At 64.1% G+C, this 16,932-nt stretch carries 16 protein-coding genes and 2 pseudogenes; 9 read left to right on the forward strand and 9 right to left on the reverse strand.

Annotated features, from left to right (window positions below; all coding sequences use genetic code 11):
* Positions 1-523 precede the first annotated feature (523 nt).
* Positions 524-1,030: a uracil-DNA glycosylase family protein gene (locus tag AC3ANQ_RS17125; protein WP_488305360.1), complete on the forward strand. Its 507-nt coding sequence runs from the start codon at positions 524-526 to the stop codon at positions 1,028-1,030.
* Here the strand turns inward: AC3ANQ_RS17125 and AC3ANQ_RS17130 are convergent.
* On the reverse strand, positions 1,027-1,473 hold the full coding sequence (locus AC3ANQ_RS17130; RefSeq protein WP_488302138.1) for a DoxX family protein: 447 nt from the start codon (positions 1,471-1,473) through the stop codon (positions 1,027-1,029). The two genes, AC3ANQ_RS17125 and AC3ANQ_RS17130, sit on opposite strands and share 4 nt — an antisense overlap.
* A 228-nt stretch (positions 1,474-1,701) precedes the next feature.
* On the opposite strand from AC3ANQ_RS17130, the pseudogene AC3ANQ_RS17135 reads away from it, so the two are divergent.
* Positions 1,702-1,776, forward strand: a pseudogene (locus tag AC3ANQ_RS17135) (hypothetical protein); the annotation flags it as partial.
* A gap of 65 nt (positions 1,777-1,841) precedes the next feature.
* A complete protein-coding gene (locus AC3ANQ_RS17140; RefSeq protein ID WP_488302139.1) occupies positions 1,842-2,261 on the forward strand; it encodes an FAD-dependent oxidoreductase in 420 nt (139 codons plus the stop codon).
* A 68-nt stretch (positions 2,262-2,329) separates the two neighbouring features.
* Here AC3ANQ_RS17140 and AC3ANQ_RS17145 read toward each other — a convergent pair whose 3' ends face one another.
* Positions 2,330-4,549 (reverse strand): NADP-dependent isocitrate dehydrogenase, encoded by a 2,220-nt coding sequence (locus AC3ANQ_RS17145; RefSeq protein ID WP_488302140.1) that lies wholly within the window; start codon positions 4,547-4,549, stop codon positions 2,330-2,332.
* A gap of 210 nt (positions 4,550-4,759) precedes the next feature.
* Here AC3ANQ_RS17145 and AC3ANQ_RS17150 point away from each other — a divergent pair, with 210 nt between their 5' ends.
* Positions 4,760-5,752, forward strand: a complete 993-nt coding sequence (locus AC3ANQ_RS17150) for a trypsin-like serine peptidase (RefSeq protein ID WP_488302141.1) — start codon at positions 4,760-4,762, stop codon at positions 5,750-5,752.
* 161 nt (positions 5,753-5,913) lie between these two features.
* On the opposite strand, the gene purH is transcribed toward AC3ANQ_RS17150, so the two are convergent.
* Entirely contained in the window at positions 5,914-7,584 is a 1,671-nt protein-coding gene (gene purH / locus AC3ANQ_RS17155; protein ID WP_488302142.1) for a bifunctional phosphoribosylaminoimidazolecarboxamide formyltransferase/IMP cyclohydrolase, read from the reverse strand.
* A gap of 120 nt (positions 7,585-7,704) precedes the next feature.
* On the opposite strand from purH, the gene AC3ANQ_RS17160 reads away from it, so the two are divergent.
* The 3 genes and pseudogenes from AC3ANQ_RS17160 to AC3ANQ_RS17170 form a co-directional block, all read left to right on the forward strand.
* Positions 7,705-8,631 carry an N-acetylglucosamine kinase gene (locus tag AC3ANQ_RS17160; RefSeq protein WP_488302143.1) on the forward strand — a complete coding sequence of 309 codons (927 nt, stop codon included), beginning with the start codon at positions 7,705-7,707 and terminating at the stop codon, positions 8,629-8,631.
* Positions 8,615-9,571, forward strand: coding sequence for an N-acetylmuramic acid 6-phosphate etherase (gene murQ / locus AC3ANQ_RS17165; protein WP_488302144.1), 957 nt, complete (start codon positions 8,615-8,617; stop codon positions 9,569-9,571). The genes AC3ANQ_RS17160 and murQ overlap by 17 nt, the downstream gene beginning before the upstream one ends.
* 20 nt (positions 9,572-9,591) lie before the next feature.
* A pseudogene (locus AC3ANQ_RS17170) lies at positions 9,592-9,771 on the forward strand (MFS transporter); the annotation flags it as partial.
* 159 nt (positions 9,772-9,930) lie between these two features.
* Here the strand turns inward: AC3ANQ_RS17170 and purN are convergent.
* A complete protein-coding gene (purN, locus tag AC3ANQ_RS17175; RefSeq protein WP_488302145.1) occupies positions 9,931-10,503 on the reverse strand; it encodes a phosphoribosylglycinamide formyltransferase in 573 nt (190 codons plus the stop codon).
* 38 nt (positions 10,504-10,541) lie between these two features.
* On the opposite strand from purN, the gene AC3ANQ_RS17180 reads away from it, so the two are divergent.
* The gene (locus AC3ANQ_RS17180; protein ID WP_488302146.1) at positions 10,542-10,964 is read left to right on the forward strand and encodes a hypothetical protein; all 423 of its coding nucleotides are present in this window, start codon (positions 10,542-10,544) and stop codon (positions 10,962-10,964) included.
* Positions 10,965-10,994: 30 nt separating this feature from the next.
* On the opposite strand, the gene AC3ANQ_RS17185 is transcribed toward AC3ANQ_RS17180, so the two are convergent.
* Entirely contained in the window at positions 10,995-12,326 is a 1,332-nt protein-coding gene (locus AC3ANQ_RS17185) for a cell division protein PerM (RefSeq protein ID WP_488302147.1), read from the reverse strand.
* Positions 12,327-12,636: 310 nt separating this feature from the next.
* Here AC3ANQ_RS17185 and AC3ANQ_RS17190 point away from each other — a divergent pair, with 310 nt between their 5' ends.
* Entirely contained in the window at positions 12,637-13,101 is a 465-nt protein-coding gene (locus AC3ANQ_RS17190; RefSeq protein ID WP_488302148.1) for a DUF4383 domain-containing protein, read from the forward strand.
* Positions 13,102-13,257: 156 nt separating this feature from the next.
* Here AC3ANQ_RS17190 and AC3ANQ_RS17195 read toward each other — a convergent pair whose 3' ends face one another.
* From AC3ANQ_RS17195 to AC3ANQ_RS17210, 4 genes are all read right to left on the reverse strand, one after another.
* On the reverse strand, positions 13,258-13,989 hold the full coding sequence (locus AC3ANQ_RS17195) for a maleylpyruvate isomerase family mycothiol-dependent enzyme (RefSeq protein WP_488302149.1): 732 nt from the start codon (positions 13,987-13,989) through the stop codon (positions 13,258-13,260).
* On the reverse strand, positions 13,989-14,825 hold the full coding sequence (locus AC3ANQ_RS17200) for a fumarylacetoacetate hydrolase family protein (protein WP_488302150.1): 837 nt from the start codon (positions 14,823-14,825) through the stop codon (positions 13,989-13,991). Before AC3ANQ_RS17200 ends, AC3ANQ_RS17195 begins: the two co-directional genes overlap by 1 nt.
* Positions 14,822-15,952: a cupin domain-containing protein gene (locus AC3ANQ_RS17205; protein WP_488302151.1), complete on the reverse strand. Its 1,131-nt coding sequence runs from the start codon at positions 15,950-15,952 to the stop codon at positions 14,822-14,824. Before AC3ANQ_RS17205 ends, AC3ANQ_RS17200 begins: the two co-directional genes overlap by 4 nt.
* 171 nt (positions 15,953-16,123) lie before the next feature.
* Entirely contained in the window at positions 16,124-16,924 is an 801-nt protein-coding gene (locus AC3ANQ_RS17210; protein ID WP_488302152.1) for an IclR family transcriptional regulator, read from the reverse strand.
* Positions 16,925-16,932 lie beyond the last annotated feature (8 nt).

The raw sequence follows: 16,932 nt of genomic DNA on the forward strand, positions 1-16,932 counted from the left end.
TTTCGAGGACTACGACGAGGATTACCGCAGCGAACTGGACTCTCGGTACGAGGAAGGTTTCGGGCACGGCCCCGAACTCGACGACGACTACGGCAGCGCCTACGACGAACTCGACAAGCTCTTCGATGGTTTGTTCGACGGCGAGGATGACTCCGACGCCCCGGCCAAGGCCGAAAAGAAGGCTCCGGCCAGAAAAGACACTTCGAAGGCCGCTGCACGCGTGGCCGCTCCCGCGATTGAGGTCCCCTTTGCCGACGCCGCCGAAGAGGGCCCTGTCGAAGCTCCCGTTGCCCAAGAGCCGTCCGCAACTGCGGCTCCCGTCGCCAAAAACACGCCGTCCGAGACCGTCGTCGAAAGGACCGTCGTCGAACCGGCAAGCTTCGAAGAGGCTCCCGCCGAAGAAGCCGAAGCTCCCGCGGTTCCGGACAACCCCTTCTTCGCCCCTCACATCGCCCCGGTCAACGAGCATGTGGAGTTCCTCCGCAAGCTCCGCCCGGGCTTCGAGGTCCCCTATGTGGATCCGATGCACTCGGTTGAGGACTGCCGGATTGTCACCCTGTTCTCCAACACGAGCGAGGCCTCCACGCGGGGGGTTGTCTGGGCCGGCGACGACGCCGCAGCCACCCGGCTACTAGGCCTTCAGTTCCAGCTCGGCCTGCGCCCGGAGTGGATGATGCCTTGGAATGCCCACCCGTGGTTCACCCTTGGTGAGGCGAACGGAAAGCTGACTCCAGAGCAGGTCGGCGCCGGCCTCAAACCGCTGATCGGTTTCCTCAAACTCGTTCCGCGTGCCTCGGCGATCGTCGCCCACGGAACGGAAGCCAACCGCCTGGCGCAGATGCTCCTCAAGACTGACAACCCGCTGATCTGGCGCCGCGGCCTGAAGGTCTACAAGGCCCGATCGCTGCACGGGCGCGCCTTCGCCGGTTCCAAGGAACGCCAGACCGAATGGCTGATCGACATGGGCCGATCCTACGCGGACGCCATGGCCCGTGCGGGTCTCCAGGCCGGACGGCGCCAGGGCGCCTAGCGCCGTGGCTTCCGGGCAGGCTTCCCGGCAAACAGTTTCCGGTCCAGCGAGGCCGCCCCGGAACCGATGAAGGCAAACGCCAACGCCAACGCGATATACAGAATGAGCAGCTCAGCGTTGATTCCGGGACTGTCGCTCAACAAGGGCTTGCCTGATTCGGTGACAAACCAGATCCCCGTGTACATCAGAGCGGCCAGGAAACCGGCCACCCTGGTCAGGCCTCCGAGCACCAAAAGTGTACCCAACCCGGTCTCACCCCAGATGACCAGCCAGGACATCAGCTCCGCTTTTTGAACCCCCATCGCGGCGATGGTTGCCTCAAACGCCGGCTGCCCAGCCAGCAACTTCTGGACTCCATGAAGCAGCAAAAGGCCGCCGAACACGACCCGCAGAAACGCTATGCCACGCGAGGATGAGGTCTGCGAAGGAAGGAGGAATTTCACTCGGTCCAATCTTCCATGCCAACGGCACAGCTCAAAACGGCGGCCCTTGGCCGGAAGCGGCTCCGCGACATCTCGGTACCCAAGCCGTCGCTGCGGCGCTTGCCCTTCTGACCTTGGGCGTCAGCTGGTGGACGCAGAATGGAAGCTGCAGTGGGCCTCGCTGGGAGGCCCGGACAGGATAGGTGAATCCGGATGGATGTTGACGTCGTCGTGGTCGGCGGAGGCGCAATGGGATCGGCTGCCGCGTGGCAGCTCGCTCTCCGAGGGCTATCGGTGATTCTCCTCGAACAGTTCGAAGAGGGGCACCATGTGGGCGCTTCCCACGGCGCGACGCGCCAGCCAGGGAAGCGGGAGAGCGCTGGCAGGGCATGGTGTTCCGAAGCGATGTCCTCTTCGTGCCTGAATCGGGCCGTGTTCGTGCAGCTGAGGCACTCAGGGCCCTGCGCACATCGGCCGAGGCCCATGGTGCACGGTTCGAGTATTCAACCCCCGTTCGCGACATCCGCGTTCTCGGCGAAGATCGCGCCGTCGTCGTGACTGATTCAGAAGAGATCACGGCGCGCCGGATAGTCGTTACGGCCGGTGCCTGGACCAGCAAGCTCGTCGGGACGCACGTACCTCTCCCCCGATTGGTACAGCCCCGTCTACGTAATGCTCACGCCGGGCGGGCTTCTCCGGGCACGGCTTCAAATTCACCCCGGCAATCGGACGGGTGCTTGCCGATCTTGTCGACGGGATCGACGCGCCCCGCCGTTTCTCCGCCCGAAGCCGCGCCTAGACGCAACTAACCCGCAGTTGTTGTCGCTATGGGCTCTCTCAACGACAACAACTGCGGGTTAGTTGGTGAGGCACGACGCTAGTTCAGCGTCGCGACTACCTCGTTCAGCTTTGCGGAGGGACGCATCACGGCCTCTGCCTTCGCGGCGTCGGGGCGGTAGTAGCCTCCGATGTCGACGGGCGAGCCCTGGACACTGAGCAACTCGGCGATGATGGTTTCCTCGTTGGACGTCAGGGCCTTGGCAACGGCAGAGAACGCCGCGGCGAGCTCGACGTCGTCGCTCTGCTGCGCCAGTTCCTGGGCCCAGTACTTGGCGAGGTAGTAATGGCTGCCTCGGTTATCGAGTTCGCCGACCCTGCGCTTCGGGGACTTGTTGTCCAGCAGGAACGTCCCCGTTGCCCGGTCAAGCGTGTCGGCGAGGACCTGTGCACGGGCGTTGCCGGTTGTGGTGGCAAGGTGCTCGAAGCTAACGGCCAGCGCAAGGAATTCACCCAAGCTGTCCCAGCGCAAGTGGTTTTCCTGCAGGAGTTGCTGGACGTGCTTCGGGGCCGATCCGCCGGCACCGGTCTCAAAGAGGCCGCCACCATTGATCAGCGGGACCACGGAGAGCATCTTGGCGCTGGTGCCGAGTTCGAGGATCGGGAACAGGTCCGTGAGGTAGTCGCGGAGCACATTGCCGGTCACGGAGATGGTGTCCTCGCCCTTGCGGATCCGTTCCAGAGTGAACGCGGTGGCCTTCTCCGGGGACATGATTTCGATCTGCAGGCCCTCGGTGTCGTAGTCCTTCAGGTATTCCCTGACCTTGCCGATCAGTTGGGCGTCGTGGGCGCGGGTTTCGTCGAGCCAGAAAACAGTCGGCATCTTGGACGCGCGGGCACGCGTGACGGCCAGCTTGACCCAGTCGCGGATCGGCACGTCCTTGGTCTGGCAAGCGCGCCAGATGTCGCCCGGGGAGACCTGGTGCTCAATCAGCACGGTTCCGGAGGAGTCCACAACCTGCATGGTTCCGGCGTTCACGACTTCGAAGGTCTTGTTGTGGCTGCCGTATTCCTCGGCCGCCTGGGCCATGAGGCCGACGTTCGGAACCGTACCCATGGTGGTGGGATCGAAGGCGCCGTGGGCACGGCAATCATCGATGACCACCTGGTAGACATCTGCATAGCAGCTGTCCGGGATGACGGCGAGGGTATCGGCTTCCTTGCCGTCCGGTCCCCACATGTGGCCGGAGCTGCGGATCATTGCCGGCATCGAAGCGTCAACAATGATGTCGCTCGGTACGTGAAGGTTGGTGATGCCCTTGTCGGAATCGACCATGGCCAGCGCCGGGCCGTCTTCCAAGCCCTTCTTGATGGCCGCCTTGATGCCTTCGCGGACGTCTTCGGGGAGTTCGTCAAGGCCGTTGAGGATGGAAGCCAAGCCGTTGTTCGCGCTCAGTCCGGCAGCGGCGATCTGCTTGCCATAGGTGTCGAACAGCTCGGAGAAGTATGCCTTGACGACGTGGCCGAAGATGATGGGGTCGGAGATCTTCATCATGGTGGCCTTCAGGTGTGCGGAGAACAGCACGCCTTCTTCCTTGGCGCGGATCACTTGGGCAGCCAAGAACTCGTCCAAGGCCGCGGCGCGCAACACGGTGCCGTCCACTACTTCGCCGGCGAGGACGGGGAAGGCCGGCTTGAGGACCTTGACCGTGCCGTCTTCGCGGACAATCTGGATCTTGATGGCGTCATCGGCGCGGATGACCACGGACTTCTCGTTGGAGCGGAAGTCGTTCGCCGTCATGTGGGCAACGTTGGTTTTGGAGTCGGCGCTCCAGGCACCCATGGAGTGCGGGTTCTGGCGGGCGTAATTCTTCACCGACAGAGGCGCGCGGCGGTCCGAGTTGCCTTCACGCAGGACGGGGTTGACGGCCGAGCCCTTGATCTTGTCGTAACGGGACCGGATGTCCGTCTCTTCGTCAGAGGAAGGGTTGTCCGGGTAGTCCGGAAGCGCGTAGCCCTTGCCCTGCAGTTCGGCAATAGCTGCCTTGAGTTGGGGGACGGAAGCGCTGATGTTGGGGAGCTTGATGATGTTGGCCTCGGGCTTCTTTGCCAGCTCACCCAGTTCAGCCAGGGCGTCGCTGATCCGCTGCTCATCAGTCAGGTAGTCACCGAAGACTGCGATGATTCGGCCAGCCAGCGAGATGTCGCGTGTCTCGACCTCCACGCCAGCCGTCGAGGCGAAAGCTTCCACAATCGGCAGGAGCGAGTAAGTCGCCAGCATCGGCGCTTCATCAGTGTGGGTATAGATAATCTTTGCCATTGGCGGGGCATCTCCCTGAAAGTCTGCAGATTTCAACATCTCTAACTTACCTGAGGGCACCGTGTTGGCGCCTACTGGCATGGCTTCGCGGCGTCGACGCAACGTCATAAGCAGCCAAACCTTATGTACCAACAGGCTGAATCGGAGTAGGTTCAATGGGTCAACTGTGGCCGAGAACAGATGGCTACATCATCGATTGGCAGGACAATCATGACAAAGAAATCACTCCCCATCACCGGTCTCCTGAGCCTCCTTACCTCCGCCGTTTTGACCCTCTGTGCCGCTGGAGGGGCGGCAGCCGCAACGCCTTTTAGTGCGGTTTCGAGCTTCGCAGCGACTGGGACGCCGCAGCTCGTCAGCTTGGCAGCAACAAACACCGACCCCACGGGGTACTGGACTCCAGAGCGGATGCGAACAGCAATCCCGGGCGATGTCCTCGCCGGTATTGCCCTCGCACGGGCCGCAGCCTCCGGGGCGATCAGCGGCACCGTCGAATCGGGCCCGCCCGTGAAAATCGCCAGCTCCAAGGGTGGCGTCCCGAGCCTTCACCAAAACGAAGACCCCATTGACCACGTCGGCAAGGTCTTCTTCACCATGGGAGCCTTCGCCTACGTCTGCTCCGGCAACGTCGTCGTATCGGATAACGACAGCACAGTGGCGACCGCGGGCCACTGTGTCAACGAGGGTCCAGGTGCATTCGTCCGGAACTTTGTTTTCGTTCCGGCTTATCTCAACGGCACGGCTCCTTACGGCATCTGGCCAGCCAAAGCCCTTTACACCACCACTCAGTGGCGCACCGCTGGCGATATCCGCTATGACACCGGCTTCGCGGTCACTGCCACGGTGAACGGCAAGCACCTGGCCGACGTCGTTGGCGCGTCCGGGGTAGAGTTCAACATTGACCGGGGCCTGAGTTACCAGGCGTTTGGCTACCCTGCCGCCCCACCGTTTGACGGCCAATCATTGAAGAGTTGCTCGGGTGACGCCACCAAGGATCCCATCAATCCACAGTTCAAGGCGCAGGGAATCCCGTGCGATATGACCGGAGGATCATCTGGAGGCCCGTGGATGGTCGACTCTGATGACGACTCGTTCCAAAACTCCATTACGAGCTACGGCTACCTTGGCGGCCCGGCCGTGATCTATGGGCCTTACTGGGGTTCCGTCATCCGGGATGCCTACGAGCTGGCGTCCACATCCTAGCGTTCACATCCTAGCGTTCACGGCACCGTAGCCACGGACATGTCCCCCCGCTAGCTCGCAGGACTGGACATATAGCCACTTTGCCCAGTCCTGACCCCAAAAAATGGACATGTCCTCCCGGCAAGGGAGGGCATGTCCATTTTTTGGTGGAGCGAGTGGACTTAGTGGAAGAAGTGGCGTGCACCCGTGAAGTACATCGTGATCCCGGCAGCGTTGGCCGCGGCGATGACCTCCTCGTCGCGAACTGAACCGCCAGGCTGCACGACGGCGCGGACGCCGGCGTCGATCAGGATCTGCAGGCCGTCGGCGAACGGGAAGAACGCGTCGGAAGCAGCCACGGCACCGCGGGCGCGTTCAGGTGCGCTGCTCGCGTCGGCATTGGAGGCACCGCCGGCGCCGTCGACGTCGGACTCCACCTGAACGCCCAAGGTGTTGGCGCGCTCAACGGCCAGCTTGCAGGAATCCAGGCGGTTCACCTGGCCCATGCCGATGCCGACAGCTGCACCGTTGTTGGCGAGGAGGATCGCGTTGGACTTGGCGGCACGGCAAGCGGTCCAAGCGAACGCGAGGTCGGCAAACGTGGCGTCGTCGGCGGCTTCACCGGCGGCGAGGGTCCAGTTGGCGGGGTTGTCGCCGTCGGCGTCCACCTTGTCGGCTTGCTGGACGAGGACGCCGCCCGAGACCTGGCGGATCTCCGTCGGATAGCGGCCGTAGCCGTCCGGCAGCGCCAGGAGGCGGATGTTCTTCTTCTTGGACAGGATTTCAATAGCTTCCGGTTCGAAGCCCGGGGCGATGACAACCTCGGTGAAGATTCCGGCCACGGTTTGGGCCATTCCCGCGGTGACAATGCTGTTGGCAGCGATAACGCCGCCGAAAGCGGATACGGGATCGCACGCGTGGGCCTTGGCGTGGGCGTCTGCGATGGGGTCGGCGGCATCTGCGGAACCGACGGCCACGCCGCAAGGGTTGGCGTGCTTGATGATGGCGACAGCCGGCTCAGAGAAGTCGAACGCGGCGCGGAGGGCGGCGTCGGCGTCGACGAAGTTGTTGTAGCTCATGGCCTTGCCGTGCAGTTGGTCGGCCTGGGCGATACCAGCGGGCGCGGCCTTGTCCACGTAGAGGGCGGCCTGCTGGTGCGGGTTCTCGCCATAGCGCAGCACCTCGGAGCGTTCCAGGGCCAGGCCGGCGTAAGCAGGCCAGTCGATGACGCCGTCGCCGTCTTCGTCGAGGAACTGGCTGGCGGTCCAGGTGGCAACGGCAGTGTCATACGCTGCGGTGTGCGCAAAAGCCTTCGCAGCGAGACGGCGGCGGGTCTTCAGGTCGAAGCCACCCGCAGCGGCGGCTTCCACCACGGCGCCATAAAAGTTGGGGTCAACCACGATCGCGACGGCGGCATGGTTCTTGGCCGCCGAACGCACCATGGCGGGGCCTCCGATGTCGATCTGCTCGACCACGTCGTCCTGGGCTGCGCCGGAGCGGACGGTTTCCACGAACGGGTAGAGGTTGACCACCACAAGGTCGAACGGCTCGATCTCCATCTTGGCGAGCGTTTCCATGTGGGCAGGAACCCGGCGATCGGCCAGGATGCCGCCGTGCACGCGCGGGTGCAGGGTCTTGACGCGGCCATCGAGCATCTCCGGAGACCCGGTGACTTCTTCGACTTCCTTGACCGGAATACCGGCTGCGGCAATCCGTTTCGCGGTGGAGCCGGTGGAGACGATGGCGACTCCTGCTGCGTGCAGGCCCTTCGCGAGTTCCTCCAGCCCCGTCTTGTCGTAAACCGAGATCAGTGCACGGCGGATGGGAACACGGTCAAGCTGCGTCAAGCTCACAAAAGTCTCCGTCTTATATCGCGGGATTCCGCGGTTGCTGGGGATACGGACGAGTTTATCGTGTTGTGGCTCCTGTTCGTTTTTTCAGACGTGCCGCCGCCCGCAACATAAGGTTGGGCCATGGAATCCGCAGAAGTGATTTTGGTGGCCGACGTCGGCAAGAGCCGATGCAGGATTGAACTCAGGCAGGGCGACAAGGTGTTGGGCTCAGCGGACCAGCAAGGCTTCCCCGGTTTGGGCATGGACAACGGAGCCCGGTTCGCCTTCGAGCTCCTAGCGGACACTGCGGCCATGCTGCCCGGAGGGCTTCCAACTGGCTCCTTGCGGGGAATCGGCGCCGCTGTGGCCGGGGTTGAGGCCTCCGCGGCGAACTCCCAGGAACTCGCCGTCCTGCTTTCCGAACGCTTCAAAGTCCCAGCCGCTGTCCTCTCCGATGCCACTGCGGCCCAGCTTGGAGCCCTGAAGGGCGCTCCCGGGACGGTGTTGATTGTGGGCACCGGGGCCGTTGCCTTCCGCTTTGACGACGCCGGAACCCTCCACCGCGCCGACGGTTGGGGACCGTTATTGGGCGATCGCGGAAGCGGCCGCTGGATCGGACAGCGGGGCCTGCAGTCCGCACTGCAAGCGCACGACGGCGGACCGGCCACTTCGTTGCTCGACGCGGCCGCCGCACTGGTTAGCTCGCCCGAGCAGCTCCCGGCGTGGCTCGCCGAGTCCGATAACCCGGCCCGGACGATGGCGCGCTTCACGCCCGTGGTGCTGCGTGAAGCGGAGGCGGGGGACGCCGTCGCACGCGGAATTGTGGACGAAGCGTGCAGGCTTCTCGTGAACACCGTCTCCCTCGCTTCGGGCGAGACCAAGCGGGTGGCCCTTCTTGGCGGCGTGGTGAAATCGGAGTTCTTCGGCGGGGTCTTGCAGAACGCCCTCGCTTCGGCTGGGATTGAGGTGGTTGCGGCGCTCGGCGATGGAATGGACGGGGCCGCCCTCGCTGCGAACCGCCGCGGGCTCCTTCAGGAAAGGTACATCCACCGTGACGGAACAATCTGACGCAGCTTCCCTCAGTGGCGAGGGGCTCGCGGAACTCCGCTCCGAACTCGCAGGCCTGCAAACCGAAGCGGCATCGCCCACGCTCGGCGATCTGGACACGATGGGCACGGCCGAGCTCGTCGCAGCCATGAACGAGCAGAACCGCGGGGTCCCGGCCGCCGTCGAGCAAGCCAGCGAGCAGATCGCCGTAGTGGTCGACGCCGTAGCGGAACGCCTCGCGCGCGGAGGCCGACTGCTCTACGTCGGTGCCGGAACGGCCGGGCGGCTCGGGGTACTGGACGCGAGCGAATGCCCACCCACCTTCGGCACTCCCCCGGGACTCGTCGTCGGGATCATCGCGGGCGGCACCCAGGCTATCCAGAAACCGGTGGAATACGCCGAGGACAACGCCACGGCCGGGGCCCGCGACCTGCACGATATCAGCGTGACCGAGGCGGACGCCGTCGTCGGGATTTCGGCTTCGGGACGCACGCCATACGTGATCGGCGCCCTCGAAGAAGCGCGGAGCCGCGGGGCATTCACCGCGTCGCTCGCCTGCAATCATGATTCACCCATCAGCAAGCTGGCGGACGTGGCGATCGACGTGGTGGTCGGTCCCGAGTTCGTTGCCGGTTCCACTCGGCTGAAAGCCGGCACGGCGCAAAAACTCGTCCTCAATATGCTCAGCACGCTCGCCATGGTCAAGCTCGGCAAGACCTACGGCAACCTCATGGTGGACCTGCGCGCCACCAACAACAAACTGCTCGCGAGGTCCCAGCGGACCATTCAACATGCCACGGGCGTGGACGCGGAGACGGCGATTCGGGCCTTGAATTCCGTGGGTGGTTCCGTCAAGGCGGCCATCCTGGTGGTGCTGACGGGCATCGATCCCGGGGAAGCGAAGAGTGCTTTGGACGAGGCCGGGGGCTTCCTGCGAAAGGCGATCCAGAACCACGGATAGAGTTTTCCCCAGGAGGGGAAATGAATACTTATACAACCGTCCTGACTGGCGAGCAGGTGGTCCAGGGGCTTCCATAGCGGCGGAAGGTCCAGGGCCGGATTTTCCTGATCGGCGGCCTCGGCTTCATGTTCGATGCCTGGGACGTCACCCTCAACGGCATTCTCATTCCGCTGCTTTCCAAACACTGGTCGCTGCAACCCGACCTCGACTGAGCATGCCCCCTGTCAGTTGTTAGGGATGGACATAGCAGTAATATGTCCATCCGCCGCGGCCAACGGTGGACATGTCCCATGGGAACCTGGGCGCATGTCCATTCCTGGCAGACAACAGTGGGCATGTCCCCCCGGAGTGCCCAGGACTTAGGCGTGCTTCCCGGCCGCGAGCTCTGCGAGGGTCCGGACCAGGAGCCTGCGCTCCACCACCTTGATGCGTTCGTGCAAGGTGTCTTCGGTGTCGTCCGCGGCGATTTCGACCGCTTCCTGGGCAATGATGGGCCCGGTGTCCACGCCGGCGTCGGCCCAGTGGACGGTGCAACCTGTGACCTTCACCCCGTAAGCCATGGCATCGCGGACTCCGTGGGCGCCGGGGAAGGCGGGCAGCAGTGCGGGGTGCGTGTTGAGGTACTTGCCATCAAAGGCATCGATGAACTCCGGGCTGACAATCCGCATGAACCCCGAGGAAACCACCACATCCGGGTTGTACGAGGCAACCGCCTTGGTGAGCGCGGCGTTCCAGTCTGCCCGGTCTGCGTAATCCTTGAAGTCCACCACGAAGGTCTCGAGTCCGGCCTCCGCGGAGCGCTCCACCCCGTAGGTACCCGGCCTGTCGGCACCAACGGCTGCAATCTCAACGTCGAGCTCGCCTACCTTCACGGCATCAATAACTGCTTGGAGATTGGAACCGGTGCCGGAGACGAGGACAACAATGCGCATTGCACTAGCTTATGGGTGGCTCGCGTAGGCTGGAAAACATGAATTCCGGCGTTGGACCCAGCCCTCAGCAGCATCCACAGAGCGAGGCTGCCAAATCAGCGCTTGCAGTTACCCAAACGCTTTTCAGGTCATTCCTGCTAACGGTGCTCGGCGCCGTCTTCGTCTACATCCTGAATGTCAGCTACGTCTGGCTCAGTGGCATCCTCACGGTCATCGCGGGGGTACTTGGCGTGGTGGTCCTCGTCCGGACCATCAGGTTCAAGCAGTCCCGACTGGTACTGTTCGGCACCATCTCCGGGCTGGTGGTCACGGCCATTATGTGCCTGCTGGTTCTGACGGCTGTCGTCTTTTTCCAACAGATCCGCACCTTGCAGGACTGCGCGCGGAACGCACTGACCATCCAAGCCCAAGACTCCTGCCAGGTGGACTTCCAGAAGTCGGTTCCTTCCGAGCTGCCTTAGCCGGACGCAAGCTAAGGCGAGCCGGACAGCTTAGCTGTGGTCGCCGTCGTACACGGAAGCGTCAAGGTCCGCCTCGCGGAGTTTCTGCCGCCGCTCCAGCCATGGCCCCACCGAATAGCCGATCACGACGCCGATCGCCACCTCCGCGGCGATCCAGACGGCCGTCCACAGCGGATCCGGGCCGATCTCGGTGAGGCGCCCGATTCCAGCGGAACCGCTCGCCAGCCAAGCCAGCCCCCCGGCGAAGGCTCCGGCGACAGTTCCGACGAGTGCGCCCAGGAACAGCGTGGAAACTGGCGCCGTGAACCAACGCGCCTTGATCTTGATGGAGAGCCATTCGTCGAAGTGGTTCTCCCCTTCGCGCAGGAACCACCAGCCTGCCAGCAGCCCGGCGAGCACCGGAAGGCCAAGGGCCGCTGCCCCAAGGTCGAGGTGCCCGGTGGGCAGCGCACCGAAGATAGGGATAGCAGGCAAAGGCCCGACGGCGGTACCCAGGGGACCGGCGTGTGAGCCGACGCCGAGGGAGAACCCAGCGCCGGAGGACCAAGCCAAGGTGAACACTGCGAGATTGGGCAGGTAGCCGAGCTGGGCGATGGTCAAAACGCCGCCGCCCAGAGCACCGGCTTTCAGGCCCTCGTACACGGCGATGATGTCCGTCCAGTGCACTACAAGGACGACGGCGAGCAGCAGGGCAGCAAGTGTGAGTGCCGCCATGATCGCCACGAAGCCGGCCTTGATGGCGGAGCCAAAGTAGGACCCGGCCCATCGGGAGTGTTGGCTGGCGCGCGCGAGCCAATCCACGGCGTCGACGCCAATCAATCTGCTCCATGAGCCGGACTCCCGCCGGGCACCAAGCACCATGCCGAGGCCGAACGGGATAAGCGGCAGGAACGCGGCGAACCAAATGTTGATGACCACGTCCTGGGTGCGGCAGATGAAGCCGGTAGCCGCGCCGAATGCCCCGTAGACAAGCAGTGCACCGAAGAACGCCTGCCAAAGCTGGTCCGTGTAAGACGCCCTGGCCAAGCGGCGCCCCGCGCGCCACGCAAGAAGGAAGGGCACCAGGGTCAGCCCGAGCGGGATAAGGGACAGCATCCCTGAGCCGGGCAGTCCTGCGGTACCTAGGTTCACCGTGGCAAGCTGCAAAGGCACGCCCTGAACCAGCAGCCAGGCTTGGCCGGCCAATCGTGCCAGGAAGTCGATGCTGCGGTTCTGGAATCCGTCAGTTGCCCAGACGGCGACGAGCGGCAGGACCACCACGAGCGCCGAGATGATAGCGGCCTGGGCCGACTCAAGGGCACCCTGCAGCCACAAGGGCATGGGCAGGCCACGGTTACCGGTCTGATCAGCGCGCAGTTTCATCGTGTCCTATCGTGCCACGGTGTGCCTCGCTCCCCCGGCAGGCACCCTCAGATCCCGCCAAACCTCCAACGCTCGCTCACCTATGGCGCCCGAAAGCCAGACGCTCCTGCACATCCACCGTCCCGCCGTCGTACAAGTGCACGAGGGTCGCCCGAAAACCCCCCAGAAGTGAGCGGGCGTCGGGGAAAATCGCCCCAAAGGTGAGCGGGCGTCGGGGCTGTTCAAGGGGCCGCGTGCCCACCGTTCCAGCGCTTTTTGGATAAAGCAGACGTAAAATTGGAGTGTTCGCAATAGGTGGATGGAGGGCATAATGACTACCGCAACCCCACATGCACACGGTGTTCACTTCGGACGCACGGACATCCAGAACATCGGCATGGGTGTAGGTATTCTGATGGCGCTGGTGGGCCTTCTCGGATTCATTCCGGGCATCACCATGCGGTACGGGGAATTGCAGTTCTTCGGGCCAAATTCGCACGCAATGCTCCTGGGTGTGTTCCAAGTGTCCCTGCTGCTCAACATTGTGCAGCTGGCCATCGGTGGAACCAGCTGGGCGATGTCCCGCTCGGGCGGCCATAGCGCACGCAATATCCTGATGAGCTTCGGTGCCTTGTACATCGTGCTCAGTGTGTACGGACTGAGTGTCGGGGTTGATTCGGCGGCCAACTTCCTGTCGCTGAACGCTGTCGACAACTGGACGTTCATGGTTCTGGGCATTCTGATGGCCGCCGCTGGCTGGATGTTTTCACGGCATCTGGCTGACGACGCAAAATAGGCCTATTCACAAGCCCGGATTGAGTTAGCCCGGGATTACAGGAGCCGCCAATGGGTAGCATCTACAGCTAAATCTGAATAGTCATACAAGCGGTTGGTGCAGTTCTTCCGGTGAAGAAGCCGGAAGCTGTGCCAACCTTCTTTGTGCCCGACGCCGTCAGATCCACTTGGGTGCCGCAGGCACCGGCCCAGCGCCCGCAGTCACGCCGTCAGTCCCCCGCCCGGTGGCCCATTGGGCGACGCCGGCCAGCGTGCCAGTGACCACGACGGCGGCCTCCGGGTCCCCGAAGACGAGGTCCGTGCCCGCGACCTTGACCAAGAGCCCCTTATCGGTGCCGCGAGTGGACCATGCGCCGGTGATATCGCGAAGCAACCGTTCCAGGACAGACACCGGGATGTCCGCGAAGCTCGCCCCGTTGTCCAGGTCCACGGCATGCACCCAGACTTCGCGGGTCCGCATCCACACGGTCTCTGACGCCGGAACGATGCGGCCTTGGGCGGTGCGGACTTCGTGACTCCACGCGTCCTCCGGCAGGTCCCGCCACTCCACGCTCAAGTGCACGGCGGAGTGGTCAAAGAGGTTCCGCAACGCGATAGGAGACAGGGTGGCGCCGAAGGATATCTCCTCATCCCGCACCGAGACCGAGGGATACATGGGAGTCTCCACCCCGGTCCCGGCCCACTCCACGAGCCGCGCGATGGCCCGGGCGTTGTAGCCGACGTGTGCTACAACGTGACGCCGGCTCCACGCCGGCAGCAGTGAACCGCCGTCGAGCTCCGCGTCGCTGAGTTCGTTGAGCTTCCGGGCGAAGAACGCGGTCCCCCGCCGGGCCTGCAGCAATTGTTCCTGCAGGCCCGGATCGGTGGTGAGGTCCTTGCGGGCAACCATCAGGCTTCCTTGACCACGCGGTTCGTCAGCTGGCCAAGGCCTTCAATGGTGGTAACCAGGACCTGGCCTTCCTGCAGGTAGCGCTTCGGGTTCTGGGCGTGGCCCACCCCGCCGGGCGTGCCGGTCGCGATGACGTCGCCCGGGTTCAGCGTGATGATCGTGGAGATGTAGGACACCAGGAATTCCGGGGTGAACACGAGGTCCCCGGTGGGGGTCTGCTGCTGGATCTCGCCGTCCACCGCGGAGGTCATCAGTGGGCCGACCGTGAACTCGTCCTTGGTCACCAGTGCCGGCCCGAACGGGGTGCTGTTCTCCCAGGTCTTGCCTTGCAGCCACTGGACGGTGCGGAACTGGTAGTCACGCATGCTGATGTCGTTCAGCACCGAGTACCCGGCGATGTGGTCCGCCGCGTCGGCTTCGCTGATCCGCCGCCCCTTCTTGCCAATCACGACGGCGAGCTCGGCCTCCCAGTCAACACTGTCAGACTCCTGCGGCAACGCCAGATCGTCGTTGGGACCAATCAGCGATTCCTGGTACTTCGCGAAGAGCGTGGGGTACTCGGGGATGTCCCGGCCCATCTCCTTGATGTGGTTGCGGTAGTTGTGCCCCACGCAGATGATCTTCCCCGGTGAGGGTACGACGGCGGCGAGGTCCGCGCCGTCGAGCGCGTGCGTTGCGCCGCTGGCCGCCTCCGCGATGGCCGCCCAGGCGGGGTCCTGCAGGAGGGCACCGACGTCGGAGAACCCGTCGATCTCGGTCAGGGTGTCGCCGTCCTGGCGGACGGCCACGGTACCTTTGCCGGCGCCGGTCTCGGTGCGGAGTGTCAGGAGTTTCATTTGTTGCGTCCTTCGATGTACGTGCGGTTGAAGTTCAGGCGTTCGAAAATGGGGGCATCGCTGAAGCGGAAGAGGTCGAACTCGCTCTCAGCCTCAAGGGACCACAGGGCCCAGGACGGGACCACGAACAGATCGCCCTTCGCCAAAGCCTTAGACTCCCCGTTCAACACCACCGTGCCGGTCCCTTCGAAAACCTGCCACACGCTGGAGCCGACCTCGCGCAAGGCCTCGGTGGAGGCGCCTGCCCGCAGGCGGTGGAACTCTGCCCGGATGGTCGGCATCACGTCCCCGCCCGTGGTCGGGTTGGTGTACCGGACGGCGGCGTGGCCCTGGCTGACGGTGGCCGGGTGGCCTTCATCTTCGAGAAGCAACTGCTCGCGGAGGGCGGCGTCGGTGTGCTCCCAACGGTAGGCCGCGATGGGCGAGTTGGTGGTGTCATCCAGTCCGGAGAGCGGGCGCAGGCCCGGGTGGGCCCAGAGCCGCTCGGAGCGTGAGATGTCCGGGGTGGCCTCGTCCGTGACGCGCTCGGTGCCGAACTCGAAGAACCCGGCGTCCGCGTAGTGCACAAACGGGATGTCCAGCCCGTCGATCCAAGCCATCGGCTGATCGGTGTCATTGTGGTGGCCGTGGAAGTTCCAGCCCGGGGTCAGCAGGAAGTCGCCGCGGCGCATGGCCACCGGATCCCCGTTCACCACCGTCCAGACGCCTTCGCCCTCGACGACGAAGCGGAACGCGTTCTGAGAGTGGCGGTGCTCCGGGGCTGTTTCATGCGCGCCCAGATACTGGATGGCAGCCCACAGAGTCGGCGTCGCATACGGCGTGCCGGCAAGGCCCGGGTTGGCGAGCGCGATGGCACGGCGCTCCCCACCGCGGCCCACCGGCACCAGGTCCCCGGCCCGGGCGGCCAGCGGGTACAAGTCGTTCCAACGCCACACATGCGGCACGGCCTTCGGGGACGGCACCATCGGCATCAGGTCAGCGATCTCGGTCCACAGCGGAATCAGGTTCCCGGCTTCGAAGTCGCGGTACAACTGCGCCAGCTGGGCAGCTTCCTCCGGCGTCGGCTCCGGAACCGCGTGCGCGGCGGCAACAGATTCGTGCGTTGTGCTATCGGCGCTGATGGACACAGTGGGCCTCCTCGAGAGTACGGAACGGTTTAGGCGTACTCCAGACCCTAGAGAGACCGATCAGTGATCTCCACGATATTCTGCTAGCCAGAAACCGCTAGCCCAACTGACTGGCAGTAAGTGTCGTTTTGGGCCCTCAAAACGACATTAACTGCGGGCCAGTTGGGTGGGCTACGGCTCGGGCTCCGCCGGATTGGCTGCAATGTCGATCTCCAGCTGGCGTTGCGTTTCCCGCATGATGCCCACGAGTCCAGCATCGAATAGCCTACGGAACCTTGCCACAGGCGTCGCCACGCTCAGCGCACCCACCGCGACGCCGTCCTTGTTGTGAAGGGCCACTCCCAGGGCGCTGATCCCTTCCTCGGTGCCCTCGAAGTTGGCGGCAAATCCGTTGTTCCGAATGGTCTCCAACTCTCGGAGAAAGGCTGGATATTCGGCATCGGGAATGCTGTCCCCGCCGATTTCCGCGTTGTGGCTGCGGAACAATTGCTCAATCATGGCGGGCTCCAGCTCGGCCAGCAGAGCCTTGCCTCCCGAGGCCTTGTTGGCGGGGAGCACGGTTCCCTGCCTATCACCCACGCGTAAGGCGTTGGTGCCCTCAACCGTGGCAAGGAACCTGACCTTGGTCCCCACGCGAACCATGAGATTGACTGTCTCGTTGATCCGCCCGCTTAGGAGTTCCATGTGCGGCTGCGCCACCGTGCGCAACAGACGGGTCCAACTGAGGCCGGCCGGACCAACTCCCATGGCCGGCCCAGGTACGTACCTGCGGGTCTCGTCCTGGACCGCGAACCCCCGGTACACCAGCATGGCCAGCAGTCGGTGGGCGGTGGAGGGGGCAACGCCCAACTCCTCAGCCGCATCCTTGAGCCGGAGAGTACCGCCGTCGCGCAAGAGCTGAAGGAGTTGCAGGGCGTTGTCCACGGCCTCAATGGAATAGGCCGGCTTCTTGCGGGCTGGAAGGTTCTGCACCACAGAAT

This window comes from Arthrobacter sp. DMZ02-1R (genome assembly GCF_057747935.1).

Coding starts and splice junctions, on each gene's coding strand:
- AC3ANQ_RS17150 (WP_488302141.1), top strand. CDS start 4,760: ATGACAAAGAAATCACTCCCCATCACCGGTCTCCTGAGCCTCCTTACC.
- AC3ANQ_RS17145 (WP_488302140.1), bottom strand. CDS start 4,549: ATGGCAAAGATTATCTATACCCACACTGATGAAGCGCCGATGCTGGCG.
- AC3ANQ_RS17200 (WP_488302150.1), bottom strand. CDS start 14,825: ATGAAACTCCTGACACTCCGCACCGAGACCGGCGCCGGCAAAGGTACC.
- AC3ANQ_RS17125 (WP_488305360.1), top strand. CDS start 524: ATGCACTCGGTTGAGGACTGCCGGATTGTCACCCTGTTCTCCAACACG.
- AC3ANQ_RS17190 (WP_488302148.1), top strand. CDS start 12,637: ATGACTACCGCAACCCCACATGCACACGGTGTTCACTTCGGACGCACG.
- AC3ANQ_RS17185 (WP_488302147.1), bottom strand. CDS start 12,326: ATGAAACTGCGCGCTGATCAGACCGGTAACCGTGGCCTGCCCATGCCC.
- AC3ANQ_RS17180 (WP_488302146.1), top strand. CDS start 10,542: ATGAATTCCGGCGTTGGACCCAGCCCTCAGCAGCATCCACAGAGCGAG.
- AC3ANQ_RS17160 (WP_488302143.1), top strand. CDS start 7,705: ATGGAATCCGCAGAAGTGATTTTGGTGGCCGACGTCGGCAAGAGCCGA.
- AC3ANQ_RS17195 (WP_488302149.1), bottom strand. CDS start 13,989: ATGGTTGCCCGCAAGGACCTCACCACCGATCCGGGCCTGCAGGAACAA.
- purN (WP_488302145.1), bottom strand. CDS start 10,503: ATGCGCATTGTTGTCCTCGTCTCCGGCACCGGTTCCAATCTCCAAGCA.
- AC3ANQ_RS17140 (WP_488302139.1), top strand. CDS start 1,842: ATGGTGTTCCGAAGCGATGTCCTCTTCGTGCCTGAATCGGGCCGTGTT.